Genomic DNA, 16,156 nt, shown 5'->3' on the forward strand with positions numbered 1-16,156 from the left:
GGATCAGCCGAAGAGGGCGGCCGGGATGTCGGCGTAGAAGAGGGCCGGGTCGCCTGACAACGAGGCCTTGACGTTGGCGGTGGGCCGGTCGGCGATCACCTCGAGTGCGCCGGCCTCCAGACCGTCCAGGGCCGTGGCGATCACCTCGTGCGGCGGGAGCTTGGGGATGTCGTACCCGGCCATCATGTCGGTGTCGGCGATGGCCAGCGCCAGGGCGGTGACCTGGGTCTTCTGGTCGGCCAGCTCGAGCCGGATGCCGTTGGTGAGTGACCATTCCGCGGCCTTGGAGGCGGCGTAGCCGTTGCTGGAGGGCGCGAAGGCGTACCAGCTCAGCGCCGAGATGACGTTGAGGATGGCGCCGCCGGCGAGCTTGGGCGCGAAGGCACGGGTGACGTTGAGGGTGCCCCAGAAGTTGGTGTCGAACTCTCGGCGGATGTTCTCGGTGGAGGCGCCGAGCAGCGGGGCGTCCGTGGAGATGCCGGCGTTGTTCACGAGGATGTCGAGCTCGCCGACCTCGGCCGCGGCGGCGTCGATGGACGCCTGGTCGGTGACGTCCAGCCGCAGGGGTACGACGCCGGGAATGTCGATGCTCTCGGGGCGGCGCGCGGTGGCGTAGACGGTGGTGGCGCCGCGAGCGAGGAGAGCCTCGGCGAACGCCTTGCCGAGGCCTCGGTTGGCGCCGGTGACGAGGGCTTTTGTTCCGTTGATCTGCATGCTGCGACGCTAAGACCTGACGTTGATGTCAGAGGCAAGCGATGCGAGCCAGGTCACCATGTCGCAGCCGGACGCGGTCGTACTTCCGGCGGCTCGTGCTATCGACCGGGCAGATCTGTCCGGATAGGAGGCATAACGGCTTCCGAGCGAAGGCGTCGATTGGTATACCTTTCCTGTTGCCGGGTCAGCGATCGAGGAGATCCAGGGTATGAACGAGGTTTACTTCTGCGGCAATTGCCGCCGCCAGCAGCAACCGTCCCAGGGCGAGAGGTGCATCATGTGTAATCGCATCACAGTCTCCTGGTATACCGACCGGGAATCCGAACAGGATGCGCTACGCAAATGGCGCAGCATCAACGGTTAGCCCGCTGATGACATACGAGAACACAACACTGAATGCAGCCGCGCTGCGCGGCCTCGCCAAAACGACCGCTGCCCGGATCTTTCCCGCCATGCCGGCACCCCGCGTATCGTGGTGGCGCGCGTTCTTCTCCAGCCCGCCGCAGCCACAGCCGGCGTTCAGGCATCTGTGCCAGCGGTTCACCTCGGGCGAGTTCCTCAAGGAGCCCTACACGAAGGTGAAGGAGGGCCATTCGCTGCGGCTGCGCGACGACGGTTCGATCGAGTACGGCTGGTACACGCTCCAACAGGACACGACCGCCTCGTACAGCGGCGTACGCGCGGCAACCGACGAGGAACTCCTGCTGGCCGACCACTCCTGGGAGATCGAGTGGAGCGACGGCCCCGAGCGCGTGCTGACGGCAAGCCGGGGCAGGCTCATCGTGAACCAGAAGGGAGCCGGGTTGCGGCGCATCCTGGAGGGTCTGCGCTAGTTGCGCGTCGGCAGGCGGCGTCGGTCTCTTGCCGCCAGTCGCTGAGCCAGGTTGCGAACGTGAACACTCCCCATGCGAGCAGGGCAAGACCCAGTCCGCCATGGAGCAGGATGGCGACCGCCGTGCCGCCCACGGTGACACCACCAAGCGCCATCAGCAGGATCCAGAAGGCGACACAGGCAAGAATGGTCCGTCGGCGTTTGTTCCCAGAATTCCTGCGGCGCCATAACTCAGCTTCGTACGCCCTGGCATCGCCAGACCATTTCTGCTGCAGTTGTCTCCTGTCCACCTGGTTGATGAAGCCTGCAACCAGCGGCATCGTCGACGCCTTTGCCGCCTCCTGGTCCGCTCGGTGAATCTGGAGCTCCAACGGGAGTCAGAAAGATTGCGACAGTCTGGCGCTCCCTGCACGCCTCAAACGCTAAAGCATCATCGATGCGACTGATCATGTGGTTCACCGGCCGCGCCATAAAGGCGCCGATTGGTGAATCTCCGCTTGGTGGTTGGCGGGCGTCATGCCATCTTCGGCGATCGGGATCAGCCATTGGGCGAGATGCCGCGGATCGGGTTGCCGAGCAGGTTGCGGGCGCGGCCACTCGTCCGGGCAGGGAAACTCGTTGGCCGGCCCGGACGAGTGATGTGATGATCTGCGGCGGGTCGCTAGCTCAACGGCTAGAGCGCTCGGCTTGGTCAGCACGTCCGCTCTCCGTCTCGCGCGGTAATGGGTGTGCTTCCTTCTTCCTTTCTGGACCGAGAGGATCGGGGTTCGACTCCCCGGCGACCCACTTTGCCGCGGAACGGGGGAACACGTGCTCGAGAAGACGATCATTCAGAAGACGCTGCGCGTGCCGGCGAGCGCCGGTACGGCCGGTGACGGTTCCGCGGTGGCGCGGCAGCTGGACGCCGCGCTGCTCGACGTCGGGTTCTCGGCGTCGCGGGAGCTGCTGGAGCATGTCGGCGGCCTCGCGCCGGAGCCGGCCATGGACCTCGCGGCCACCGTCGTGTCCGCGGTGCGTGAGCTGGTCGGCGACCTCGTCCGGCACAACGCCTACTTCATCGGGTTCCCGCACGACGTGCCGGACACCGTCGAGTTCTGGCTGGAGCGGCTGCAGGCGGCCGTGCTCACCGGCGGCGGCGACGCGGCGGTCGGCATGGGCGGGCTCAACCTGCTCGCGCTGCCGGGCTACGGCAGCTACCAGCACACGTACGCCGACCTGCTGGCCGCCCACGACGAGCTCATCGCGTCCGCCGGTGACCGGCTGACCGTCCTGCGCCTCGGCGACACCGCGGAGGTGGAGGCGCAGCGGCTCTACCTGGCCCTCGCCGGTGGTGTCACGCCGCTCGGCGAGGCCGATCTCGCGATCCTCAGCGAGCTGGCGCTGCTCTGCGCGGACGGCGAACAGCCCGACGCGATTCCCGTACGGGAGAACCGTGCCGTCCTCAACGGCGTCCGCCTGGTCCTCGGCCGTCCGCTGGTCGCCGTCGACACCACGACCGACGTGCTGCGCCTGGCCTGCCAGGTCTCCGGCGGTGACGTGTCGCTGGCGGCCCGCACCCGGTTCCGCGCGTTCCGGCGCGTGGAGCGGCGGGTGCTGCTGGAGGCGCTGGACCGGGTCGTCGGCGCGAACCCGGCCAAACTCGGTGACGTCGCCCGCTTCGCGGAGCCGTGGAAGCGGCTCGGTGAGCGGCTGCACCCGCACGAGTACGCCCAGTGGCCGCACGCCCAGGCGGTGTTCGCGGTCGCCCGCGGCGAGCGCAAGGCGCACAGCCTCGCCGGGCGGGCCGAACAGGCCTTCCAGGCCGGTTCGGTGGGACGGGCCGCGTCGGTGCTGTCCGCCGCGCCGGGTCAGCTGCTGCGTGCCGCCGACCGGCTGCTGCGGTCGGCCGCCGACGAGGAACGGGCCGTCGTGGTCGACGCGGTGGGCCGTGCGCTGGGTTCGGCGTCCGGCCGGGTGCTGCTCTCGCTGCGGGAGCACGTCGCCAACCGGCTGACGCCCGCGAGCGCCCGGATGTACGTCGGCCGGTCGCGCCGTTCGTGGATCGGCCGGGACGAGCGGTCGCCGCTGCCGGCGGACCTGGTCGCCGAGCTGTCGGCGCTGCTCGACACCGAGATCGGTGCCCGGCTGCCGGACCCGGGGCGTCCGCTGCTGGTCGATCCGGACGTGCTCGACGTCGCCCTGCCGCTGTCCGGCAAGGCGGCCGAGGGCGGCTTCGCGGTGCTGCCGCGCGGCTCGAGGGCGCCGGTCACCGGTGAGCTGCTGCGGTTCTTCACGTACTGGCGTCAGACCCGGAACCGGACCGACTACGACCTGTCGGTGCTGCTGCTCGACGAGCGGTTCCACTCCACGGGTCAGGTGTCGTTCACGAACTACCACCACGACGGCGCCGTGCACTCCGGCGACCTCACCGAGGCGAAGAACGGCGCCACCGAGTTCATCGACGTGCCGCTGACGATCGCCGGGCGCTACGTGGTCCCGCAGGTCAACATCTACGCGGGGGAGTCGTTCGACGAGGTCGCCGAGTCGATGTTCGGGTACCAGACCCGCACCCTGGACCAGCGCGGCGCACCGTTCGACGCGCGGACCGTACGGGCCCGCTCGCAGATGCGCGGCGGCGGGCGGGTCGCGCTGCCGATGGTCTTCGCCAACGGCGAGCGCGGCTGGGAGGCCATCTGGCTGCACCTGTACCTGACCGGTCATCCGTCGTTCAACCAGGTCGAGGAGAACCAGTTCAACACCGCCGACCGGGTGCGCGCGCTGGTCGAGCGGCGCTACCTCACGGTGTCCTACCTCGTCGATCTCTGGCGGGCCCGGACCGAGGTGACGACGTGGAACGGGCGGCTGCCGGACGAGCCGGTCACGTTCATCGGCCTGGAGGCCCCGGAGGGCCTGCCGGCGGGCTCGGACACGATCACGCTGGACCGGCTCACCGAGTTGATCCCCGGGTGAGACTGGGTACTCGCGAAGGCAGTTCCTGAAACAGAAGGGGGTTCTCCGTGTCACACCACGTGTATCGGCTCACCGAGGTCGTCGGCAGCAGCCCGACCAGCGTCGACGACGCGATCCGCACCGCGGTCAAGAAGGCTTCGGAGACGGTACGCAACATCGAGTGGTTCGAGGCGAAGGAGATCCGTGGACAGGTGGTCGACGGGGAAGTGGCTCACTACCAGGTCCTCGTGAAGCTCGGTTTCCGCGTCGAGGACTGATCGCCGGTGTCGGGTCCGGGCGCGCGGTATGCTCCTTGATCGCCGTCCGGACCGGTACGCCCTGGGGGAAGCTTGATCGACCAGAAGCCGCGCTACGTGCTGTTTCCCGGCCGCCATCACCTCCTGACGCGCTTCCAGGCCGACTATCTGCACCGGCTCGCCTCGGAGAGTGAAGCCACGATCGTGTGGGCGGTGACGTCGGCCAACCACGACAACACCCGGCGCAACCCGGTCCCGTACCACCGGCGGGAGGCCGCGATCGAGCGGTTCAGCCTGCTCAGCGGCCTGCGTTCGCTGGTCGTGCCGATCTTCGACACGGCACCCACCGACGCGTTCGCCGAGGTCACCCTCAAGAGCATCGCGGTCGCCACCGGCATCGACCTGACCCCGGACGACACGGTGGTGGCCTGCTCCACGCCGGAGGTGGCGAAACTCTACGAGCGGATCGGCTTCCCGATCGCGCTGGTAGAGGCCGACCCCGAGTTGCGTACGACCCCCGAGCGCCCGTGGGACGTGCTGCTGCGCCTGGCCGCCGGCGACGAGGAGTGGCGCAAGCTGGCCCACCCGGCGACCATCGACGTGTTCGAGCGCTACCGGCTGGCCGAGACGGTCCGGACCGTCGTGGAGGATCCGCTGGTCGGCGACGAGGGCGGGCTCACCGCCACCCGCGACTACCGGACGTACGTGGAGGCGTTCGCCGACGCGGCGGAGCGCAAGTGGTCGGCGGTGCGGCAGTACGTGCGGCCGGGCCGGATCGTGGACATCGGCTGTGGCGCCGGTTCGCTGCTGGAGCTGGCCGACCGCGAGCCCGGCCTGCACGAGAGCGACCTGATCGGCGTCGAGGTCGCCCGGCACCTTTACACCGAGTGCGTGCACAAGAAGGCGCAGGGCGTCTTCCGGAACGCGAACGTGTACTTCTATCAGCGCAACGTCCTCGGCGGTGCGATCTTCGCGGACCGGTCGGTGGACACCACGCTGACGTTCGCGCTGACCCACGAGATCTGGTCGTACGGCAGGCAACGCGAGTCGCTGCTCCAGTTCGCCAGCCGCATCTTCGACCACACCGTCCCCGGCGGTGTCTGGATCAACAGCGACGTGTGCGGCCCCGACGACCGCCGCCGCGAGGTCCTGCTGGACCTGGCCACCGACGACGGCGCCAACCCGGAGCAGCCGCGGACCGATCTCGCCGAGCTGTCGTCCGGCGAGGTCAACCAGTATGTCGCCGGTCTGTCGACGCGGGCCCGGCTCGACCAGTTCGCGGTGGACTTCGCGTTCCCGTTCGCGTTCGAGCCGGCCGGCGAGGGCACGGTGCGCCTCGAACTGGGCGCCGCCATGGACTTCCTGACCCGCAAGGACTACGTCGACAACTGGCTGTCGGAGACGAAGGAGCAGTTCTGCGGCCTGTCCTTCGCCGAGTGGTCCGACCTGCTGGCCGAGGCCGGTTTCGAGCTCGACGCGGCCTCGGCCCCGATCCGCAACGACTGGGTGATCGACAACCGGATCGCCCCGGTCGCGTCGCTCACCGAACTCGACGGCCGCCCGCTGGCCTGGCCCAGCACGCACCTGCTCGTGGTGGCCCGCCGCCCCCGCAACAGCTAGGCCGCCCCGTCCTCGGGGCGGGTCCAGCGGTGCTTCACGCCCTTCGGGAAGTACTCCGGGTCGTCCGCGGCCCGGAGTTCCACCAGCGGTGTCTGCTGCTCGGCCGGCACGTAGTGGGCGAACTCGCTGTTGAGCCGTACCAGCTCGGTGCGGATCGACTCGGCGGCGAGTCGCTCGCGTTCCGGTGTGGCCTCGGCGCCGGGCGCCAGCTCGACCACCACGGACAGCCAGCGGTCCCGGTCGGCGTCCTCGACCGTGCGCAGCACGAACCGCCCGGTCGTCCACCCGCTGACCGCCGGCCGTTCCAGACCGACCGTGACGTTCTCCGGGTACACGTTGGCGCCGAAGAACGACACCGTGAACAGCGAACGCCCGAACACGTAGACGAACGGCAGCGGCGGCCCCTCGCCCGGCTCGAAACCATGCCTTCGGCAGAACAGGATCATTTCGGCGTACGACAGGAGCCCGCCCTCGTCGGCGATGTGATACCGGACCAGGGGTACCGTGCCGTCGGCGCTGAACACCAGCGTCCCGTCCTCGGCCGTCTCGAACAGGCGCGCCGCCGGGTCGTACTGCACCAGCGTCGGTAGCCGTGAGTCGCCGAACAGCGCCGACGCCACCTCCGGGTGCCCGGCGAGGAAACGGCGGATGCGCACGCTCAGCGCCGTCTCGTTGCCGAGCACCCCCGCGTCGGCCGTGCCGTAGAGCGACGCGACCCCGGACTCCGGATCGGCGATGCCGGCCCGCCCGGCCATCAGGTCACGCCACTGCTCGCTGAACACCTCGCCTGCCAGCACCAGCTTGACCTGCATGGACGGCCAGTCCACGCCTCGGGCCACCCCGGCGTCGACGACGTTCTTGACGAACGGCGGATAGCCCAGCAGCACGGTCTGCTCGAACAGCGGCCCGAGCTCCCCGACCACCCGCAGGATCTCCTCGACGTCGTTGCCGGGCGCGGCCACCGTGATCGGATAGCCGCCGGCCGCCAGCTGCCGGCACGCCGCGACCGTGTACATGCCGCCGACCCAGTTGCCGAGCGCGAAGCACACCACGGCCAGGGTGCTGCGCTCGGCGGCCCGGAACCCGTCCCGGAACACCTGCTCGAAGCGGGCCGTGACCGGCCGCTCGTCCTCGACCGTCCGCGGCCACACCGTCGGACGGCCCGACGATCCGGACGACACCGCCACCATGGCCGCCGTGTCGAGGCGCCCGCCACGGCAGCGCTCGCTCAACCCGTACCGCTGATGGTAGTTGATCTTGGTCGTCAACGGGATCCACGACGGATCGCCGACCGCGCCCGGATCCACTCCCAGCTCCCGCAGAAAACGCGCATAGGCGGGAACGTTCCCGGCCGCGTCGCGGAACAGTGCGAGGACCGACAGTGGCTCCGGGCCGCTGGGCTCGTGCATCCGGTGCTCCCGTTCTCGAAGTGAGACTCCCGGATACCGTCTTACCGGATAAGGGCCGCGAACGGACCCTTACCGCGCGGCGCTCGTCCAACGCGCCGTACCCGCCGACGGCCTCCCGCACTGCGAGGAGGCGCTGAAGGGTGTACCGGCAGTGCATCGTCACGGCCGCGGGCCGCGCGTACGGCCGGGAGATGAACAACCGTGACCAGGTGCGCGCCTTCCTCGTCTCACGGCGCGGCCGGATCACCCGGAGCAGGCCGGGCTGCCGGCCGGGAGCCCGGCCTGCGTTCCCGGGCTGCGACGCGGCGAGGTCGCGGCCCTGTCCGGCGTGAGCGTCGAGTACTACGGCAAGCTCGAACGCGGCCGCATCGCCGCGCCCCTACCCGCTTGCTGCCTTGCCGCGATCGTTCGGTGCGCCCCATTCCGTCCGCCGAGGCGCTCGGCGGCAGGGCAACGTCCGCTGGTCACGTCCGCTGGCGTGGTGATTTGTGGCTCGCGGGTGGGCGTGAGTCACCACGGTGTGGGGGTGGCTGGTGTGTGTGGTGACTTGTGGCTCGCCGGTGGGCGTGGTTCACCACGGTCTGGGGGTGGCCGCGAACCGCGGGTCGCCGTGTTGGGGAACGCAGTGACCCGCGGTTCGCGGGGTGGGCGTCGTGACGTTCGGGACGGTGGAAGCCGAACGGCCTGGAACTCACGCTCGGCACCCCCGGCCGGCGGCAGCGGTAGGCCCCGGGCACGAGACCCGCCGGAGCCTCAGTCGACGGCCAGGGCCGCGACCGGGCTGACTCGGGCCGCGCGGCGGGCCGGGAGCAGGCCGGTCAGGACGGTGATCGCGGCTATCGCCACTGCGATCGCGGCGAGCTGCGCGGCCGGGAAGGTCAGCGGCAGGTCCAGGCGTAGCGACTCCAGCGTCAGCCAGGCCATCGGCACGCCCAGCGCAATGCCGAGGACAGCGCCGATCAGACCGTACAGCCCCGCCTCCATGCCGACCATCGTCCGCAGCCGGGCCCTGGTCAGACCCAGCGCGCGGGCCAGCCCGAACTCGCGGGTGCGTTCCAGCACCGACAGACCGGTCGTGGTGCCGACCCCGACCACGGCGATCAGCACGGTCAGCCCGAGAAGTCCGAGGGCGGCCGCGAACAGCGACGACACCTCGCCGTCGGCCTTGTCCCGCTCGTCGGCGAGGACCGCCACCTCCGCGCCGGCCGGGGCGCCGATCCGCCGGAAGGCGGCCAGCGCCTCGTCGCGCGTGCCAGAGCCGGAGTCGGCGTCGAAGCTGGAGTTGGTGCTGGAGCCAGCGTCGGAGCCAGCGCCAGCGTTGGAGCCGGCACCGGAGTTGGAGCCGGCGCCGGCGTCGATGTCGGCCAGCAGACCGGCCGACGATCCGCCGAGGGCCACCAGATCGCCGTCGCTCAGTACCGCACCTGACCGCAGCGGACCCTCACCGGTCAGCACCGCCACCACCGTCACGCGGATGGTCGTCGCGTCACCGCCGCCCGGCGCGCCCGGCGCGGCAGTCGGCGACAGGGTCACCACGTCACCGACCCCGGCCCCGAGATCCTCGGCGGCCACCGACGACAGGATCACCCTGCCGGGACCCAGGGCGGCGATGTCCCCGGCAGCCGCCGAGAGGGTCCGCAGCGCCGGCATCGCCGTCATGTCGATCGCGATGGCGCCGTGCGAGTACCCGCCGGAGGAGGAACTGAAGTCGGCCATCCGGAACGGTGTGACGTCCCGGAACCGCGGATCGGCCCGCACACCGGACACCAGCTGATCGAAACCGGTCGGCGACTCGGCGATCATGGCCAGGTCAGCCGGTGTGCGCGCGGCCATCGTACGGTCGGTCCACAACTGCAGGCTGCTGATTCCGACGACCGTGCCGGCGAGCATGGTCACGCCCAGCGCCACGACCACCGACACCGCGGCGGCCCGTTTGGGGGCGCCGCCGATACCGCTGACCGCGAGCCTCCCGGTCGCGCCGAGCCGGCGCAGCGGCCACCCGGCCACTGCCAGGACCGGGCGGATCAGCATCGGTCCGAGCACGATCAGGGCGCCGAAGGCCAGCGCACCCACCCCGACCAGGTAGAGCAGCACCTCAGAGGATCCCGTCGAGCGGGCGGTCAGCCACCCCATACCGCCGGTCGCGGCGAGCAGCAGCAAGCCTCCCACCAGGCGTGGCGTGGCGATGCCCGGCTCTGCGGCCAGCGTGCTCGCCGACCGCAGCGCCTGCAACGGGGAGACTCCGGCAGCGGCGAACGCCGGGGCGAGAACGGCGCCGGCGGTCAGCAGCGTGGCTCCGATCACCACCGCCACGGCCGCGGCAAGGGAAGGATCAGGACCGGTCAGGGTACGCCCGAACGCGCCCGCGACCGCAGGCGCTGACAAGCCCGCGAGCTGGGCGAGGACCACACCTGCCGTGCCGGTGACCAGCCCGGTCACCGCGCCCTCGACGGCCAGCGCCACGACCAGTTGACCGCGCTGGGCGCCGATCGCCCGCAGCAGCGCCAACTGCCGCAGACGCTGGGCGAACACGATCCGGAACGTGGAGGTGGCGACCAGGGCGGCGGCCACCACGGCGATCGCCACGAACATCGCCACCAGAGCGAAGATCTGATCGAACTGGCGTACGGCGGCGCGTGCCTCCCGTACCCGCATGGCCTCGCCCGTGGTGATGCTGATGTAGGCCTGCGGATCCCGGAGCAGCCGCTCGGACAGCCCGTCCATCATGGCCGACACGTCGGCGCCGTCCGCGACCAGCACGTCGACCCGCGAGAAACCGGGTTCGCCACTGATCCTGGTGACCACGTCGTCCGGTGCCCAGGCCCGTTCGGCGCTGTCCTGCGGCCCGTCGACCACCCCCGTCACGGTCACCGTCACCGGTTTCGCGTCGTGGTCGCCAGAGTGCAGGCGCAGCGTGCCGCCCACGGTCGTGCCGAGTCGCGCCGCGGCCCGGCGGTCCATCGCGATCTGCCGGCCCCCGGTGGGGTAGGTGCCCGCGATCAGGGTGAGCCGGGACAGCGGGCCGGTGCCCGGGTCGGCGAGCAGTTCCAGGTCGGTGCCGGCCGCCGCGTCGCCGACCGTGAACCAGGCGGTCGTCCGGCCGGCTGACTCCCGTACGCCCGCGGTGGTCTTGATCTCGGTGATCTGTTCGGGGTTGAGCGGTTCCCCGCCGGCCGCGTAGACGACCAGGTCGACCGCTTCCGGGGTCTCGCTGAACGTGTCGAGCGTGGTCCGGGTGACGACCGAGTAGGCCAGCACCGTGCCGAACACCACGAACGCCGCCACCAGCACCGACAGGCCGGTCAGCAGCAGCCGTCCGGGTCGGCGCCACACCCCGCTGAGTTGGGTACGCAGCACGCCCCCGCTCATGAGAAGCCGCCGGCGGAGGGAGGGACTGAGGAAAGAACAGTGTGCGGGGCGGTGTCCTGGACGATACGGCCGTCGGCCAGCACGAGCACGCGGTCGGCGTACCCGGCGGCCTCCGGGTCGTGGGTCACCATGACGACGGTCTGGCCGAGCCGGTGCACCGAGTCGCGCAGGAAACCGAGCACCTCGGCGCCCGACTTCGAGTCGAGGTTGCCGGTCGGCTCGTCGGCGAAGATCACGTCCGGGCGGGTGCTCAGCGCCCGGGCGAGGGCGACCCGCTGCTGCTGGCCGCCGGAGAGCTCGGACGGCCGGTGCCCGAGCCGGTCGCCGATGCCCAGAACACCGACGACGTGCTCGAACAGGTCGGAGTCCACGGCCCGGCCGGCCAACTCGGCCGGCAGCGTGATGTTCTGCCGCGCGGTGAGCTGCGGCAGCAGGTTGAACGCCTGGAACACGAATCCGATCCGGTCGCGGCGCACCGCGGTCAGCGCCCTGTCGGACAGCCCGGTCACCTCGGTGTCGCCGATGCTGATCCGGCCACTGGTGACCGAGTCGAGCCCGGCCAGGCAGTGCATGAAGGTCGACTTGCCGGATCCCGACGGGCCCATGATCGCGGTGAACCGGCCGCGGGCGAAGGTGGCCGACACCCCGTCGAGGGCGCGAACCGCGCCGTGGCCGGCCCCGTAGACCTTGACCAGGTCGGTGGCGGTGACGGCGGCCATCAGAGCGCGATCTTCGGGATGCGCAGCCTCACGCCGCTGTCCTCGCAGTGCCCGGCGGCCAGCTCGTAGATCTCGTCGAGTTCACCGACGTCCGGGCGTACGGACTCGCCGGTCGCCCTGGCCTTCTGCCAGCGGACGTAGCGGCCGACCTCCGTGCTGATCCCGTCGTTCTCCAGCCGGGTGTAGCGGACCTGCCGGATCTGCTGCTCCCACTTCTCGGCCTCGGCGGCGTCGGCGGGCGGGGTCTGCGCCTTGTCGATCAGCTCCTGGGCGAGCCTGCAGTCGGCGGCCGACGCGGCGGTCGGGCCGAAGCGCTTGTCCCACAGGTAGTTCACCCCGAAGGCGACACCGGCGAGGACGATCGCGGTCAGGATCCCGAAGGTGACGTGTCTGCTGTTCACGGTGACGATTCTTCGGCGTGCGGAGGCTCCGGCGCATTGACGCCAGATCAGATTCAAAGGCTGCCCGATGTACGACTCAGGTCTTACACCCCTGGCTTGACCAGGCCTATCTCGTACGCGAACACGACGGCCTGCACGCGGTCGCGTAATTCCAGTTTAGCCAGGATGCGACCGAAATGAGTCTTCACCGTGCCCTCGGCCACGAACAGCCGGGCGGCGATCTCGCCGTTCGACAGCCCGGACGCGACCAGCTCCAGAACCTCGCGTTCCCGTTCGGTCAGCGACGCCAGCCGCTCGTCGGCGCGCCCCGGCAGGGTCAGCTGCCCGGAGAACCTGTCCAGCAGCGCCCGGGTCACCCGTGGCGCCACCACCGACTCACCGGCCGCGAACACCCGGATCGCGTCGAGCAGTTGCTCGGGCGGCGCGTTCTTCAGCAGGAACCCGCTCGCCCCGGCCTGCAGCGCCGCGAACGCGTCCTCGTCGGTGTCGAACGTGGTCAGCACCAGCACCCGCGGACCGTCAGCCCCGGTACAGATCCGCCGGGTCGCCTCCACGCCGTCCATCACCGGCATCCGGATGTCCATCACCACCACGTCGGCACTCGTGCGGGCCAGCAGGGCGAGCGCCTCGGCGCCGTCCCCGGCCTCGCCGACCACCTCCATGTCGGCCTGCGCGGACAGCACCATCCCGAACCCGGCGCGGACCAGCGCCTGGTCGTCGACAAGCACGACCCTGATGCTCATGAATCCTCCTTGATCGGGATCATGGCACGGACCAGCCATCCGCCGTCCGGGGCCGGCCCGGCCGACAGCTCCCCGCCGTGCACGGCCACCCGCTCACGCATGCCGATCAGCCCGTTGCCGCCGCCCGTGGCGGTGGGTGCCTCGCCCGTGCCGTCGTCGCGGACCTCCAGCACGGCCCGGCTGGGCTCGACGACCAGGCCGACCGTCACGCGGGTGCCCGGTCCGGCGTGCCGCAGCGCATTCGTCAGCGACTCCTGCGCGATCCGGAACACGGTCAGCTCCTCGGCCGCGGACAGCCTCTCCACGTCTCCGTCGATCCGTGACGCGACGTCGAGGCCCGCCGCCCGGGCCCGCTGCACCACAGTGCCGAGCTGCCCGAGACCGCGACGGCGGCGGTCCTCGGGGTCCTCCTCGCCGCCGGTGCCGCGCAGTACCGCCACGATCCGGTGCATGTCGTCCAGCGCCTCCCGGCCGGTGCCGGCGACCGTGCACATCGCCTCCCTCGCCCGCTCGGCGTCGGTGTCGAGCACGTACCGGGCCCCGTCGGCCTGCGCGATCATCACGGCCAGGCTGTGCGCCACCACGTCGTGCAGCTCACGGGCGATGAACGCCCGCTCGTCCGCGGCCGCCAGACGGGCCAGCTGGTCGCGCTCGCGCTCCGCGGTGGCGGCCCGCTCGGTCAGCACCAGGCCGCGTTCGCGGTTCGTCCGCAGCACGTAGGCGACCAGCCACAGCGCTCCGCTGACGGCCAGGATGACCGCCTGCTCCGCGAGGTACGGGTAGTCGAGGATCGACCCCGGCCACTCGGTCTCGATCTGGACAGCGGTGGCGACGAGGGCTCCGGCCGCGACCACGAGGCCGGACAGGTACACCGCCCCCTGGTCGGGGGAGTGGGTCACCACCGCCAGCATCGCCACGAGCAGCGCGACGTCGTACCCCGCCGGAATCGCCGAAGCGGCCACCAGCTGCACCGCACAGAGAACGGTGACCACCGCGAAGACCCGGATCGGCGCGTAGCGCCGGGCGATCAGAGCGGCGGCCATGCCGACGCCGATGACCACGTCCCAGACCGAGTAGTCGCGGTACTGCACGGCGACGGTCGCCACCACCGTGGCGATGATCAGATCCCACAGGAGGAGCAGCTGCGGGGCCCACCGATGGAACATCCCGCCACCATAGACGGCCCCGATCACCACCGGCGGAACGCCGAGATCCCGCCGACGATGATGCGGGGCACGACTCGAAGGTCGTGCCCACCGTGCCGGCCTTCGTCCTGCCTACCGTGGCGGCTTCACCGCGCTTGCGTGCTGGCTTCACCGCGCTTGCGTGCTGGCCTCACCGCGCCCGCGTGCTGGCCTCACCGCGCTTGCGTGCTGGCCTCACCGCGCCTGTGCCGTCGGCTTTCGTCGCGCCTGCCGTGCCGGCCTTCGTGGCGCAGACCTTCATCGCGGTTCGCCGGCAGCGGAGATACTCGTTGCTGCTGGCAGATCAGTCTGTTTAGTCCCTGTGCACATCGAGGGCGCACTGCATCGCTACATCTCGATCGGTGGCGGCCCAGATCTGTGATCTTTGGGTTTCCGCGCTTCTGGTCCGTTCCCCCGGGTTGATATGAGAGCCAGTTCGGGTCGACATGAGAGCCAAATTCCCAAGATCGGCTCCGATCCGGCGAAGTTTGCCCGTCGCTCCGGCGGGATTCAAGTGATGCACTGGCGGGTGGAAAAAATCTGGATTGGCATGATCAACTTCTTACACTTCTTCGTTGGAGCGCGGAAGAATTAATGCATGGGACAGGGGTCGTTGTTCAGCAGGGCGCAAATCGCTGAGATGCGCGATCCGGCCTCGGCGCGCAACCATTCGCCGTCGCGTGACGAATTCCGCCGCGAGCACCAGCGGCGCCGAGCTTTCGGCCTCCGGCACCGCCACGCCGAAAAGCTTCGCCGCCCGCGCCCCGCCGGTGTCGCCTTGCCTGCCGGTGTCGCCTTGCCTGCCGGTGTCGCCTCGCCTGCCGGTGTCGCCTTGCCCGCCGGTGCCGGCCCGACACGCCCGCCGGCACGAGCCATCCCCCGCAGCCGAACCGCACAAGCTCTCTCTCCGAGTCCTTCCGCGCAGCGCACTCCCACGCCACACGAGCCATCCCCCGCAGCCGAACCCGTCACGACACCTGAGCCGGCCATCACAGTCCACCCCGCTACAGCGGTTCGACCTGTTCCTACGGCCGGCCTTGTCGGCGCAGCTGAACTTGTTGCCGCAGGCGAGCCCATCATCGCTGCTGAGCGGTCCGCTGGTGAGTCGTCCGGTGCTGAGCCGATCACCGCTGAAATGGCCGCCAGTGAGCCGTTCCTTGTTGAGCCTGCGGCCGTTGGGGCGGTGGTCGCGGGGTGGTTCTTTGCTGGGCCTGCGGCCGTTGGGCCGGTGGTCGCGGAGTGGTTCTTTGCTGGGCCTGCGGCCGTTGGGCCGGTGGTCGCGGGGTCGTTCCCTGCTGGGCCTGCCGCCGCTGGGTCGGTCACCGCTGAACTGGCCGCTGTAGAGCTCACCGCCGCAGCCGGGCCAGCTCCCGCGTTCGGGTCGGCTACGGCGACTGCCTTCGTCGCCGTAGCAGGGAATGCCGCAGTGGACGATGCGTTCTGTGGGCCGCCCGGGAGGCCCGGCTTCTTGTCGCTGTTCTTGACATGGCCATCGACATCGATTCCACGAGCATTCGCGGCCCCGGCGGCGGACGCGGTCCTATCGACGGTCGAATCCATCCAGACTGCACCCGATGCCACCCGGCACCACCAATTCCCGCCGAGCCATTACACGTATGTCGTAAGAAAGGCGTATCGGCGCCACCCGCAATCCGGCCGGGTCGTTGCGCGACGTTTGCCGACCCCAGAACAGGTGGGAGATGTCCGCGCACCAACGGAAGGTCGGAAACGCATATCCGCATACCGTGAGTTTCAGTCGCCGGCGGCGACATCCAGCACTATCGGCCATGGGTTGGGCGGTGGCAGGCATTCTCTCGGTTCAGCAGGACGGACCGAATGGTCAACTCACCCGATTCAGCAGTTCAAGGCATCGGCTACCTTCGTTGATCGAACATCTCGACGTGACGGCTCGTTAGTGCGTGTCGGAAGCTGCCGGAAGCGTCGGTCCGGGGCGTCAGGTCTGGAGGGCCAGGTCTGGGG

General features: G+C 70.3%; 11 protein-coding genes and 1 tRNA gene. 5 read left to right on the forward strand and 7 right to left on the reverse strand.

Features of this window, described 5'->3' with window-relative positions:
- Window positions 1-3 precede the first annotated feature (3 nt).
- Entirely contained in the window at window positions 4-714 is a 711-nt protein-coding gene (locus CLV67_RS28920) for an SDR family oxidoreductase (protein ID WP_106323923.1), read from the reverse strand.
- Between the two features lie 452 nt (window positions 715-1,166).
- On the opposite strand from CLV67_RS28920, the gene CLV67_RS28925 reads away from it, so the two are divergent.
- The 5 genes from CLV67_RS28925 (at window position 1,167) to CLV67_RS28940 (ending at window position 6,351) form a co-directional block, all read left to right on the forward strand.
- The gene (locus CLV67_RS28925) at window positions 1,167-1,547 is read left to right on the forward strand and encodes a hypothetical protein (protein ID WP_146169330.1); all 381 of its coding nucleotides are present in this window, start codon (window positions 1,167-1,169) and stop codon (window positions 1,545-1,547) included.
- A gap of 654 nt (window positions 1,548-2,201) precedes the next feature.
- A tRNA-OTHER gene (locus CLV67_RS52110) sits at window positions 2,202-2,332 on the forward strand.
- Window positions 2,333-2,356: 24 nt separating this feature from the next.
- Complete coding sequence (locus CLV67_RS28930) at window positions 2,357-4,495, forward strand: TerD family protein (RefSeq protein WP_106323927.1); 2,139 nt, start codon at window positions 2,357-2,359, stop codon at window positions 4,493-4,495.
- 47 nt (window positions 4,496-4,542) lie between these two features.
- Window positions 4,543-4,752 (forward strand): dodecin, encoded by a 210-nt coding sequence (locus CLV67_RS28935; RefSeq protein WP_106323929.1) that lies wholly within the window; start codon window positions 4,543-4,545, stop codon window positions 4,750-4,752.
- Between the two features lie 72 nt (window positions 4,753-4,824).
- Window positions 4,825-6,351 carry a class I SAM-dependent methyltransferase gene (locus CLV67_RS28940; RefSeq protein WP_106323931.1) on the forward strand — a complete coding sequence of 509 codons (1,527 nt, stop codon included), beginning with the start codon at window positions 4,825-4,827 and terminating at the stop codon, window positions 6,349-6,351.
- Here CLV67_RS28940 and CLV67_RS28945 read toward each other — a convergent pair.
- The 6 genes from CLV67_RS28945 to CLV67_RS28975 form a co-directional block, all read right to left on the reverse strand.
- A complete protein-coding gene (locus CLV67_RS28945; RefSeq protein ID WP_106323933.1) occupies window positions 6,348-7,760 on the reverse strand; it encodes a phenylacetate--CoA ligase family protein in 1,413 nt (470 codons plus the stop codon). The two genes, CLV67_RS28940 and CLV67_RS28945, sit on opposite strands and share 4 nt — an antisense overlap.
- A gap of 753 nt (window positions 7,761-8,513) precedes the next feature.
- Window positions 8,514-11,117: an ABC transporter permease gene (locus tag CLV67_RS28955; RefSeq protein ID WP_239166560.1), complete on the reverse strand. Its 2,604-nt coding sequence runs from the start codon at window positions 11,115-11,117 to the stop codon at window positions 8,514-8,516.
- 8 nt (window positions 11,118-11,125) lie between these two features.
- A complete protein-coding gene (locus tag CLV67_RS28960) occupies window positions 11,126-11,848 on the reverse strand; it encodes an ABC transporter ATP-binding protein (protein ID WP_106323937.1) in 723 nt (240 codons plus the stop codon).
- A complete protein-coding gene (locus CLV67_RS28965) occupies window positions 11,848-12,249 on the reverse strand; it encodes a hypothetical protein (protein WP_106323939.1) in 402 nt (133 codons plus the stop codon). Before CLV67_RS28965 ends, CLV67_RS28960 begins: the two co-directional genes overlap by 1 nt.
- A gap of 83 nt (window positions 12,250-12,332) precedes the next feature.
- The gene (locus tag CLV67_RS28970) at window positions 12,333-12,992 is read right to left on the reverse strand and encodes a response regulator (RefSeq protein ID WP_106323941.1); all 660 of its coding nucleotides are present in this window, start codon (window positions 12,990-12,992) and stop codon (window positions 12,333-12,335) included.
- Window positions 12,989-14,158, reverse strand: a complete 1,170-nt coding sequence (locus CLV67_RS28975) for a sensor histidine kinase (protein WP_146169331.1) — start codon at window positions 14,156-14,158, stop codon at window positions 12,989-12,991. Before CLV67_RS28975 ends, CLV67_RS28970 begins: the two co-directional genes overlap by 4 nt.
- Window positions 14,159-16,156 lie beyond the last annotated feature (1,998 nt).

The sequence above is a fragment of the Actinoplanes italicus genome (assembly GCF_003001815.1).
GTDB classification, from domain to species: Bacteria; Actinomycetota; Actinomycetes; order Mycobacteriales; family Micromonosporaceae; genus Actinoplanes; species Actinoplanes italicus.

Coding starts and splice junctions, on each gene's coding strand:
- CLV67_RS28920 (WP_106323923.1), bottom strand. CDS start 714: ATGCAGATCAACGGAACAAAAGCCCTCGTCACCGGCGCCAACCGAGGC.
- CLV67_RS28925 (WP_146169330.1), top strand. CDS start 1,167: ATGCCGGCACCCCGCGTATCGTGGTGGCGCGCGTTCTTCTCCAGCCCG.
- CLV67_RS28945 (WP_106323933.1), bottom strand. CDS start 7,760: ATGCACGAGCCCAGCGGCCCGGAGCCACTGTCGGTCCTCGCACTGTTC.
- CLV67_RS28960 (WP_106323937.1), bottom strand. CDS start 11,848: ATGGCCGCCGTCACCGCCACCGACCTGGTCAAGGTCTACGGGGCCGGC.
- CLV67_RS28970 (WP_106323941.1), bottom strand. CDS start 12,992: ATGAGCATCAGGGTCGTGCTTGTCGACGACCAGGCGCTGGTCCGCGCC.
- CLV67_RS28975 (WP_146169331.1), bottom strand. CDS start 14,158: ATGTTCCATCGGTGGGCCCCGCAGCTGCTCCTCCTGTGGGATCTGATC.